Genomic DNA, 12,133 nt, shown 5'->3' with positions numbered 1-12,133 from the left:
TTTTATTTATTTGTTTTCTGAATCAAGGTTCTTGCGATCAGCATCGCGCATACCTTCCCGAATCTCATTGGAGATATTGTTTTTGGCATTATTAAATTCCCGAATACCGGAGCCAAGGCCTCGCATTAATTCAGGAATTTTTTTACCTCCAAAAAGCAATAAGACAATAAGCAGGATTACCAGTACTTCTGTAGAACCCAGATTGCCTAAAAATAATAAGTTCATTTTGATGTATTTAAGGTTCAAAGTTATTTTTTTAATCCGATTTCTCGTAATCGTTCGTCTAAATATGCTCCTGCGGTAATGGGTTGATAGGCAGCTTGGGTTCCTGGCTCAACACAGGATTCCAGACAAGACAGGTCCATTTCACTCCTTGGATGCAGGAAAAAGGGTATAGATAGCCTTGGAATGTGCCATTCTTGCCTTGGGGGATTCACTACCCGGTGGGTGGTGGACACCAAATAATTATTTGTTAATCTTTGAAGCATGTCCCCAACATTGACCACAATTTCATTTTCGCCCGGAATGGCATCCATCCATTGACCCTTTTTGGTCAGCACTTGCAGTCCACCGGAAGAAGCCCCAACCAACAAGGTTATCAGGTTAATATCTTCGTGTTGTTCTGCGCGGATGGCTGATTTGGGTTCACTGATAATTGGCGGATAATGGATCGCTCTCAGAATGCTGTTTCCATTGTGAATTTTGGAATCGAAATAATTTTCACCCAATTTCAAAAACAAGGCAATTGCCTGCAATAATTTCGCTCCGCTTTCTTCAAAAGCCTTATACAATTTGATTCCCAAATCTGTAAATGCAGCAGGCGATTCAACCAATACATTTTCAGGATATTCAGAGCGGATGACATCCCCATCCAATACCGTTTGCCCAATTTGAAAAAACTCCTTCAAATCACCGACCTCAGAATGTTTGGCGTGTTCTTTTCCAAAAGAAGTGTAACCTCTTTGGCCGGCCAATCCCGGAATTTCATAGCGCAATTTTTCTGCTTCCGGAAGAGAGAAAAAGGCTTTGGAAGCTGCATAAAATCCATCCACTAAATCTTTTGGAACGCCATGATTTACAACTCCAACAAACCCGATTTCATGAAAGGCTCTGCCCAATTGATCAACAAACGCATTTCGTTGGATTGCATCGCCTTTAACAAATAAATCTAAATCAACTAATGGGATCACCCGTTCCATAAAATTGCTTTAATATAATCAAATCAAAAATCAATCCAATTCAAGTTTGATCGTCCTAAATTGGACTCATTTATCATTCGTAGGTTTAAATCGCGACGCCCTTAATATCAACTGGGCATCTTCTTGTGCCAACAATTCTGGAAGGCTTACTTCAGGATGCTTGCGCATATAAGCTTGCACAAGGTAATAGCCAATATAGGATCCGGTTTGTCCGGGTGCATCCTCTGGCATACCGGGAGAATTTGGACTCGGATTAATATATTTATTGAATTGTAAAAATTCAGTAGAATACAACATAGAACCCGAAAGAAAATACGACCAGATTTCCAAACGATTTTGATTGCACCATTTTAGTTGTTTTGGGGTAAATTCAAACAACACCGTATCCTCAATTTCCGGCAACAACTTTTGGAGTATGTATAATTTTTTACCTCTATGAATTATGTAATCAATAAATTTTCCTGATTGCGGCTCAGCTAATTTATCTGTGAGATATGTTTCCCATGTTTTTTTCAACAAATGGTCTTTATTAAAACAACGGGTGAGATAATCTGAAAACACCGGATTTTTAGGATCCACCATTTTGTAATTCATTTCGGATCCTAAAAAATATTCCAGACTGATTCCTATACCGTTTGCATTATTTTTATCTGAAAAAATAAAATTTGCAAAATTGAAATTACTAATCAAACTATAGAATACCGGATCTTTTTCATCCGGAAAATAATATTTCATCAATCGAACCGCCTGAAGCATTGATTTACTTAAATCCTGATCTTCTTTAAATACACGATTTGTTTTAAGATAAAGATCTTTTGTAAACGGATCATTTATAAATGTGCGAAGCGCTGTACTAAATTCTGGTTGAATTGAATCCAATTGTTCTGTCATTGGAACAATTTGTGTAAAATACAATTTTGTAAACGCTGGATATTTTTGAATAAGTGCAAGAAGACCCTCATTCAATTTGTTTGAATCGAGTGCAAAAAGTTCCCTTTCAAAATGAATCCATTTTATATCTGCAGCAATATTTGAAACGTCAGGAACGGGATTCCGATTTGAATTCTGACAGGCAATTAATCCAAAACAGCTGAGGTAAAAACCAAACAGCATCCAACCAAACATTTGGTTTTGGAACATGGCAACTCTGGATTTGCCAAATCTTACCATTGCATTTTTCAATATCTTATAATTTGTTATAATGGATAACATGCGGACTGTTAAGGGACAATAAATAACGCATTCTTTAAACGAATCCGGACCTGTTTTATTGGGTATTTTTATTTCTGCAAAGATTGAATTATTTTAGCTTTACAGGTCAATTTTCAATAAAATGACTATTCCTAAAAACAAAATTATGAAAATCCTAAAACTATTCAGTCTGGCTTTTTTACCAGGGATGTTAATGAGTCAGGAGATAAAATTCAGTGTATTAACGGGTCCGGGTATAAGTTGGATTTCCTCCAATGACAATCAAATTTCATCATCCGGTATTAAAATTTCCTATAAAGCCCATGTGCAAGCGGAATATTGGTTTAATGATCGTTATGCAGCAACGGGGGGTATTGGATTATCATTAGGTCAGGGTGGTCATCTCGAATTTATTAAAGGGGGAGATCTTTGGAAAGAAGCTGAATTAAGTGATACAAAATATAAAAATCTTCCTGACAATGCGATCTTAGGCTATCGAATGAATTATATTGATATTCCGTTTGGATTTAAGTTGCGCACCAATGAATTTGGAAAATTCAGATTCTATGTACATGCACCTGAATTCTGTATCAGTTTACGCACCCGAGCCAGAGGAACTATAGAAGCACCACCCTTGCCCGATACAGAAGGAGAAGACATCCGTAAAATGGTCAGTTTTTTTGGTTTGTTTTACGGCATTGGATTGGGCGGTGAAATGCGCATTTCAGCAGACGTTTCGTTAGTAGGAGGTTTGCGATTTTATCAAAGCTTTACAGATATTACGGATGACAGTGGGCGTTATTCAGATGGAACCAGAGAAGATTCTAAAGGGATTTTATCGAGTTTAGATTTTAGATTTGGTGTGATTTTTTAATTATGATTTCGTTTGACTTAAAACAATTTATTAAACAAGCTTTGCAAGAGGATGTCCAAACGGGAGACATTACCTCATTGGCTTGCATCCCATCAGAAAATAGAAGCAAGGCCATATTAAAAATAAAAGAAGATGGCATTCTGGCTGGTGTTGAATTGGCCAAATCAATTTTCAATTATTTGGATGATTCAGTAGAAATGAATGTATTTAAACCAGATGGTTCCTATGTTCATCTGGGTGAAGTTGCGTTTGAAGTAGAAACCGGTACGCGAAATTTATTGATGGCGGAACGATTGGTTTTAAATTCAATGCAACGCATGAGTGGGATTGCCAGTTTATGCAATCGCTTTTTATTGGAAGTGTCTGATTTGCCGGTCACTTTGCTGGACACTCGCAAAACTACTCCTTTAAATCGCTACCTTGAAAAATGGGCCGTCCGGTTGGGAGGTTGTCAGAATTACCGGGATGGTTTGTATGATTGGTTTATGATTAAAGACAATCACATTGCAGCATGTGGTTCTATTACAAAAGCAATTAAAGCTGTAAACAAATATCAAAAATCCCATCATTTGGAAAATTTGGGAATCACTATTGAAGTAAAAAATTTAGTAGAATTGGAAGAAGTGTTGCGTACAGGAAATGTAAGTCGCATCATGATGGATAATTTTGAGTTGCCCTTACTTGAAGAAGCAGTTGCAATGGTTGCAAAAAAACATGAAACCGAAGCTTCCGGAGGGGTCAGTCTCGAAACAGTTCGTAAAATTGCCCTTAGCGGGGTAGATTTTATCTCCGTAGGAGCCTTAACACACAGTGCCGGAAGCCTCGATTTAAGCTTGAAGATACAAAGCTGAGTTTTTAAGCCGGATATGTACCCAACAACATTCCAACCAGAATGCATGTGAGCGTAATCACCAGCCAAAAACGCATATCCTTGTACAACACAGCTGGGGTCTGGTTTGCCTTCATACGCTTTCAGAAATTAATATAATGAGAAAATTCGTTTCGCCTTGTTCGTTAACAGGTCAACATGTATTCATCCATCAAAATGGCTGTATGAAAATTTTATTAGGATTTGCAACAGCTGCATTTAATGAGATATCAATATTTTTTTAAACGGTGTGAGTGAATTTGTAGTAATCTTTAAACGGCAAACGGGTATTTATAGAATTCCAAAAACCATACCATAGCATAAATCTGTAATATGACTGATTTTACAGGCTCTGAAGCCTTCATGACTCAATTAATTGTAATATGAATGCTTGTTCATTATAATAAATACTATAAACAGGTAGTGGAACTTATTACATAAAAGGAACATAGGTTATTATTTTACAATGCTGGTCTTGAAACAGCACCCGCGACCATTTTATACATGATGCTTTTGATTTAGAAACCCAGGGTTTAAACCCAAGGTTTCTAAATCAAAAACCTGGCTTGTGAATTGAAATAGCTGATTAATTTTACAATGCATAAAATTTAGTGATGAAAAAAATTATAAGCTTTAATGTCAATGGATTGCGATCTGCAATCGATAAGGGATTTAAAGAATGGATCGCACAAAATGATTTTGATTTAGTTTGTATTCAGGAAACCAAAATGGATGCATCCCATGCGGATCCGGATTATTTTAAGGAATTAAATTATCATTCGTATTGGCATTGTGCAGAAAAAAAAGGATACAGTGGCGTATTGATTTTAGCCAAAGAAAAAGCGAATCAGGTGCAACTGGGAACCGGCAAAGAGGTGTATGATCGGGAAGGCCGATTAATTGTGTTGGATTATCCTGGATTTAGTTTAGCCAATTGTTATTTTCCATCTGGCTCCTCAGGCGAAGACCGACATCAATTTAAAATGAAGTTTTTAGAAGATATGTACCCGGAGTTTAAAAAAATGAATGAGCAAAAACCAAATTTAATCGTAGTGGGAGATTACAACATCGTACATCAAGGCCTGGACATTCACAATCCGGAACGCACCGACAATCCATCCGGTTACCGTCCGGAGGAACGTGCCTGGTTGGATCATTGGTTTAAAGAATTATTTTATGATAGTTTTCGCTTATTAAATCCGGAAAAAAAAGAATACAGTTGGTGGAGTTATCGGGCCGGTTCTTATGGAAAGGACAAAGGTTGGCGTATTGATTATCAATCGATTTCCAAATCCTTAAAAGATAAGGTCAAAGCATTCAGACACCACCGGGAAATTCGATTTTCTGATCATTGTCCGTTGGAGGCTCACTATGACATCTAAGTTAATGATTGAACCTTCCTGATTTTAAATTGTATTTTGAGTGAATTAATTGCTTATGGAAACTGTACAACCTACTAAACCAGGTATTTTACTTTATACCGAACAAACACCCAATCCGGAATCCTTAAAATTTGTGAGCAACCGGATGCTTTATCAGGGAATTGCAGATTTTAAAGATAAAGAACTTGCAGCTGCCTGGTCTCCCTTGGCAAGTAAGCTGTATGATGAAGAATTTGTCCAATCCGTATATATTTCCAATAATTTTGTAACCATTACCAAAAAACCGAATTATGACTGGCAAGAGGTCATGATTCCTGCAAAAGAAACCCTTAAAAAGATCATCGAACAGGAATCTGTTTTGATTAAGGAAGGATTTGAAGCATTTCGCTTGCAACTAGAGGCCGATTCTTCGGAAGGCAATTTTGACGAAAAAGATACTGAATTGGTGGTCCGAATTAAAGATATGATTCAGATGTATGTCAAGCCAGCGGTTGAAATGGATGGGGGAAACATAGAATTCAAATCCTACCGGGATGGGGTCGTTACGGTATCCATGCAAGGTTCTTGCAGCGGATGTCCTTCGTCAACGGTCACATTAAAAGCTGGCATAGAAGGATTATTGAAACGAATGGTGCCTGAAGTACAGGAAGTCGTTGCCGAGGCAGAATAAGCCCAATTTATCCCAATTTTAGGAAAGGTATTTTCCTTCAATGGGTAGGCGTCTACCCAATCCAAAGGATTTGGAAGAAACCCGAATTACAGGAGGCGATTGGTATCGTTTAAATTCTGCTTTATTAACCATTTTCAAGGTTTTCAGTACAATTTCCGGATCAAAACCCATTGCCATGATTTCTGAAGGCCCTTTTCGATTTTCAATATATTGATACAAGATTTTATCCAGGATGTTGTAATCTGGCAATGAATCAGAGTCTTTTTGCCCGGGTTTCAATTCTGCTGAAGGTGGTTTTTGGATGGTATTTTCAGGTATTATGATTCTTTCCCGATTGATGTAACTGGATAATTGATAAACCTGGGTTTTGTAAACATCAGCCAAGACTGCCAATCCGCCGCACAAATCGCCGTAGAGCGTGCCGTAGCCCACCGCCATTTCGCTTTTGTTGGTGGTATTTAAAAGGATGGATGAAAACTTATTGGAAAAAGCCATCAACAGCATTCCACGAATGCGAGCCTGAATGTTTTCTTCCGTTACATTTTCGGGCAGATTTATAAAATAAGTTGAAAGGATGGATTTGTATTCATCGAAGATACTAGCAATTGGAATGACATCATACTGTATCCCAAGTTGCTCAGCCAGTGCTTTTGCATCCAGCACTGAACCCTCAGAAGAATAGGGTGAAGGCATTAAGAGGACACGTACCTGATCTTTTCCAAGTGCATCGACCGCAAGACAAGCCGTAAGAGCTGAATCGATGCCACCCGACAAACCAAGAATGGCCTTACTAAAACCCATTTTACTAAAATAGTCCCTGATCCCTAATACCAAAGCTTTGTGGATGAGTTCAATTTCATTTTTTTCTTGTTCGCGATTGATACCTCCTTTCAATACCTCTTCCAATTCAAAATAGCGTTGGCCTTCAACGAAGAAAGGTAGTTCTTCATAACACATGCCGTCACCGGATAAAACAGCAGAACCCCCATCAAACAGAATGTCCGTTTGAGCACCGACGCAGTTTACATAAAACAGTGGAATTTTATATTTCAGGACATTCGCACGCAATACATTTAAACGGTCTTTTGCATGTTCATAGCTAAAAGGAGATGCTGAAAGGTTTAGTATAAAATCCGGTTTTTGATCTATGATTTCATCTAACGGACAAATGGTGTACATAGGATTTTCATTCCCTAGATTCCAGATATCTTCACAAATGGTGATGGCAATCTTTTTTGATTGAAAACGGACAATTTCAAAACTACGATTTGGTTCAAAATAACGGTATTCGTCAAAAATATCATAGTTTGGCAAGAGTGCCTTATGGGTAATAGATTGAACCTTTCCTTCATATAAAAAAAAGGCCGAATTATATAAATCTTTGCCTTCTACATCCGGGTTGACACTGGGTGCGCCCACAACAATGGCTATGTCGTGACTCAATTCACAAAGTCTATTTACCAATGCCATGGACTGCGAAATAAAATCCCGAAATTCCAAAAAATCGCGAGGTGGATAGCCACAACTTGCCAATTCGCTGAAACAAATCAGATCAGCTTGTTCCAATTTAGCTTTGAATATGGCATCTTGCATTTTTGCAAAATTTCCTTCAAAATTTCCGATATGGTAGTTGAGTTGAGCGAGTGCTATTTTCATTACACTAAATAAGGAACAAGGTAAAGAAAAGTTTAGGATTGTGAATTTTAGAAAAGATGGTCTGGTAAACAAAATGTCTGGAAACCCAGATGGTAGAAGGATATTCATCCTTGAGAATCGTAGTTTTTTAACTTCATTTAATTTGTTGAATACTGAGCCTAACTGATCTGAATTTTATTAGAATATCGGTCTCTTAATATTTGATATCTTGATAGATATTAAATATTACTAAAACTCCTTGAGCCTCGGCGGGACCCCTTCGGCAACTTGTAAGTTCATTCAAATTAATTCTTAAAATTAATTATTGCATTGATGCATTACAGAATTGTAACAGTATAGAATTACAGAATTGCCACATTGCCACATTGCAGCATTGCAGCATTGCAGCATTGCAGCATTGCAACATTCTCTCTACAGACTATAGACTAAAATCTTTCCCCTCATTCCTTCAATACCTTTTGATACCATTTTTTTAAATTGTTCTCGCTTATTTCGAGCATGTAAACGCCTTGATTGAATTCAGCAAAATCTAATACACTGTGAGATTGACCTTTTGCTATTTTTTTAATCATGGATCGTTTTCCGTTGATATCAATGATAAAGACCAAAAGCTCTTTTACCGCTTCTTGATCTAATTGCAAAATTAAATTTGAATTTACAGGATTTGGAAAAACTTTAAAGAATCCTTGGTTTAGGTTTTCGCTTTGTGTTGCGCATTTCAGATGGTTTAAAATAACTTCACCTGCAGCATATAAATCGCAACTATTGTTTGAATTTGGTTTAAAATTTTCCAGCGCTCTGATCAACACATTGGGATGATTGGAAACATTTAACCAGGTACTTGAATTAGCATCCCATTGCGCTACCCCTGAGATTGGATTGCTTCCAATTGATGCAAATAAACCTCCCGCATACAGATTGCCACAATGAATTGCTAAATCATAAATTCCTTCAAAGCTAGAGTTAACTCCTGTATTCATAGCAGACCAATTGGTACCATCCCATTGTGCAATAAATTGAGTATTGGAAACTACAACATTGCCGCTATTCACAGCTTCCTGAAAACGACCTCCTACTGCTAATTTATTAGTTGCAAATTGCAGAATGGCTTTAATCCCTTCACCGTTATTGCCAATAAATAAATTGATACCATTTCCTAAATTTTGCCAGACATTGCTGTTCAATTGCGCAATATTTGATAAAGGTGGACTAAATACCCCACCCGCCACGATATTCCCATTGAATAATCCCAATCCATGAACACCTCCTGAATTGGTATTGGGAACATTGATCCCATTTGCACCTAAATTACTCCAGTTGCTTCCATTCCACAAAGCGATGTTATTGGCAGGAATTTGAAATGCGCCTCCTGCTACTAAACCTTGTTGCGTGGATAATAAGGACGTAACCCGATTGAAAATACCGCCAGTCAAACCAGGAAACGAAGGATTCCAGGAACCCCCTGGTATCGTACCGCTCCACTCGGCAATGTTGTTGCCATTACTTGAAAATGCACCTCCTGCATAGAGTCTGCCATTGTGCACTTCAAGTGCTTCGACGTTCCCATTAAAACCTGAACCCAGTGTAAACCAATTTGTACCATCCCATGCTGCGATCGCATTAAATCCTCCAAATGAAAATTGTCCTCCGACAATTAATTTATTGTCATAAACGGTCATGTCTGTTATAAAAAATTGGTTTGACAAGGTTGTCCAGGATAAATTTACCGGTGAACAAACTGTACAACAAGTGTCTGGATGAAAAACTATGGGTCTGCATTCGTGAAATGCAATGTCATCTACCGCAAAATCACAACCGGAACCTGAAGGATGAACCGGCGCACCAACCCGGATTTCAATTGGTACAGCACCTGTAACCGTACTGGTCCAATTGGCACTGAGATTGATCCAGTTGTCCGGAATTTCCGGCAAGGTCACGCTGGCTTGTAAGGTATTTAAAATCCAAAGTTCGACCGTAGGATTTGTAAAATTATTTGAGGTGTTTACTAAATTATTTACGAAAGCGCAGAATGAATAATTCACGCCGGCATTGACATTTACGATTTCTCTCCAACAAACCGATCCTGCAAAAGTGGTCGCATCAACTGCCAAAAAATTACCCGTTGGAGTCCCCAGGGTGTGATCCAAACAAGCCCAGGCCAGGTTGACCAGATTGGTAGAATTCTTTACTGAATATCTTCCATTGCTTAATCCTAAATTTGGAGGCATGAAAATATAATTTGATGTAAAACCAACATTCCCCAATCCAAAATCCCCATTTTGAACCAGGTTTGGACCCGCAATGGCATTTGAATCACAAGGGCACGATTGGAAAGGCGGTGCAGGACATTGTAGCATCAAGTGTTCATCACAACGACCCGCAACGCCCCCACTTGAATACGTATAACTGATATTGACTGTTACTGGATTCATCGCATTGCTTACACAAAAATTACCAGGATTAACATAGCCTGCCGGAATAAAACCGGAACTGTGTGTAATCGTCATTTGATTGCCACTTGAATTGATCATCCAATTTGGATTTGCAATCGGATTAATGATGCTGCCTGAACTCAGATTAAATAAAATTTGATTAAAGCAATTGGCAGTTGGATTATTAACGAATAAATCAAAGCAACAAACTGCTTGTCCGTTGTTAAATGGATTTAATATTGTGAAAAGTGAATCACATTTAGACGGAGGCGTAATTAAACAGAAAATTTGCGTATCCTGATAGGTTTTGCTTGTCAAAGGAAGTACATTAAAATCGATAGGACTTGAAACCATGGAAGTTAATAAAGTTGGTATCGGATTCCTTTTGATAATATCGGTTATTAAATTGTGATTACAAGTAGTACCCGTACGACCTGAACTGTCTGTTTTAATTGTCAATACATTAAAATCAAAAGCAGAAGGTGGGTCCGCTTTGTAACTATAGCCACTAAGAAAACACGAATTATTATTTAAAACTTCTACACTATTTCCCTGAGATGCAAAGCCCTGGTCATAGGCACGATTCCAAATCACTTGATTTCCGGAATGAGCCAGTTTCATAAGCATGCAATTTCCAGTTCTTGTTGCGGGTCTTGGAGGAAAGGTTAAGCTTTCAGCACGGCCTGTAATCATAAAATCTCCGATATTGGTAAATTCAAAATGAGAAGCTGCTTCAACATCTCCGACAATTTCATAATTATTTGCCCATAACGGATTTCCATTAATATCTGTTTTCATCATAAATACTTGAGATAAACTTGAATTCAAATCCGTTGAATACCCTGAAACCCAAATTTCTCCTAGTGAACCAGCATTAAATAAACAAGAGCCCTGAATGCACGTTGCATATTCTGCTGCATTTGGTGCAATGTCGTAGGAAGTGATCCACATCAGATTTCCAGTCGTTGCATCAATGTTTAGGATAAATAATTCGTCATTGCCATTCGGACCCAGAATCACACCGGTAACAAAATAATTCGCACTACTTGCACATGAACTCGCTTGCGTTGCAAAACTGGTAACGGAAGTTGCAATCGCTGAATTTACCGTAGCATAATTTCGATACCAGATTTGATTTCCATTGCAATCCAACTTTACAGCTTGTATATTATAAACTCCGTTACTCTCTCTGGATCCAACCATTATAAAATCCCCATTGCCATCTTCTTTAATACAAGTTGCTTCTTCCCTGCTAAAATTTGAACCAATCGTACGTGACCAGATTTGATTTCCATTTTGATCTGTTAAAATTGCAAGCATGTTGGAGCCGGTTCCAAAATCTTCATTGGCTGCTATAATATATCCTCCACTTCCACAACTGGTTTTTTCCATCCACGCAGCAGATTCTGTTCCATCCTGACCCAACAATTTTGCAGGATTAATCAGGTAGCCAGCAGCATTTAATGAAAGCAATTGCAGATCACCATTTGTATTAAAAAGTTTATTGGGGTGGTTGTTGTTATCAACTAAAACGAAATAACTACCGACATTGGTTTGAACTCCACGCGCGGCACGTTCATTAGAGGGAAAAGTATATCCAATACTCGTTTGAAATTGAGAAAATAAAATTTCGGTTGTGCCCATTAAAATTAAAAGAACAACCATGAATTTCGGATCGCAAGTAAAATGTAGTACTTGCAAGTTTGAACATTTCATATCAACTAATTAAAAATTAAGAAATTAACCTACCACTCCAGGTGGAAGATAGACCCATTCATATAAATTAAAAACTTCGATTTTCGAGATGAATCGGATTGAATGGAATTAGCAGAAAAGAAGAATAATTGCTCTTAAAGATACT

At 37.8% G+C, this 12,133-nt stretch carries 9 protein-coding genes; 4 read left to right on the top strand and 5 right to left on the bottom strand.

What is annotated here, in order from left to right:
- Window positions 1-6 precede the first annotated feature (6 nt).
- From tatA to IPJ80_07635, 3 genes are all read right to left on the bottom strand, one after another.
- Entirely contained in the window at window positions 7-225 is a 219-nt protein-coding gene (tatA, locus tag IPJ80_07645) for a twin-arginine translocase TatA/TatE family subunit (GenBank protein MBK7913360.1), read from the bottom strand.
- 23 nt (window positions 226-248) lie between these two features.
- Entirely contained in the window at window positions 249-1,199 is a 951-nt protein-coding gene (locus IPJ80_07640) for an isopenicillin N synthase family oxygenase (GenBank protein ID MBK7913359.1), read from the bottom strand.
- A 66-nt stretch (window positions 1,200-1,265) separates the two neighbouring features.
- Window positions 1,266-2,411 carry a hypothetical protein gene (locus IPJ80_07635; protein ID MBK7913358.1) on the bottom strand — a complete coding sequence of 382 codons (1,146 nt, stop codon included), beginning with the start codon at window positions 2,409-2,411 and terminating at the stop codon, window positions 1,266-1,268.
- A gap of 145 nt (window positions 2,412-2,556) precedes the next feature.
- Between IPJ80_07635 and IPJ80_07630 the strand changes: the two genes are divergently transcribed.
- From IPJ80_07630 to IPJ80_07615, 4 genes are all read left to right on the top strand, one after another.
- A complete protein-coding gene (locus tag IPJ80_07630; protein ID MBK7913357.1) occupies window positions 2,557-3,264 on the top strand; it encodes a PorT family protein in 708 nt (235 codons plus the stop codon).
- Window positions 3,265-3,266: 2 nt separating this feature from the next.
- A complete protein-coding gene (gene nadC / locus IPJ80_07625; protein ID MBK7913356.1) occupies window positions 3,267-4,115 on the top strand; it encodes a carboxylating nicotinate-nucleotide diphosphorylase in 849 nt (282 codons plus the stop codon).
- Between the two features lie 631 nt (window positions 4,116-4,746).
- Window positions 4,747-5,514 (top strand): exodeoxyribonuclease III, encoded by a 768-nt coding sequence (xth, locus tag IPJ80_07620; GenBank protein MBK7913355.1) that lies wholly within the window; start codon window positions 4,747-4,749, stop codon window positions 5,512-5,514.
- Window positions 5,515-5,569: 55 nt separating this feature from the next.
- Entirely contained in the window at window positions 5,570-6,184 is a 615-nt protein-coding gene (locus tag IPJ80_07615; GenBank protein MBK7913354.1) for a NifU family protein, read from the top strand.
- An 18-nt stretch (window positions 6,185-6,202) separates the two neighbouring features.
- On the opposite strand, the gene IPJ80_07610 is transcribed toward IPJ80_07615, so the two are convergent.
- Both IPJ80_07610 and IPJ80_07605 read right to left on the bottom strand, forming a co-directional pair.
- Entirely contained in the window at window positions 6,203-7,840 is a 1,638-nt protein-coding gene (locus tag IPJ80_07610) for an NAD+ synthase (protein ID MBK7913353.1), read from the bottom strand.
- Between the two features lie 440 nt (window positions 7,841-8,280).
- The gene (locus tag IPJ80_07605) at window positions 8,281-11,988 is read right to left on the bottom strand and encodes a T9SS type A sorting domain-containing protein (GenBank protein MBK7913352.1); all 3,708 of its coding nucleotides are present in this window, start codon (window positions 11,986-11,988) and stop codon (window positions 8,281-8,283) included.
- Between the last annotated feature and the right edge of the window lie 145 nt (window positions 11,989-12,133).

The organism is Saprospiraceae bacterium, from assembly GCA_016714025.1.
GTDB lineage: Bacteria > Bacteroidota > Bacteroidia > Chitinophagales > Saprospiraceae > Vicinibacter.
The sequence above is the reverse complement of the archived record's forward strand: the minus strand, read 5'-3'. Positions and strand labels throughout refer to the sequence as shown.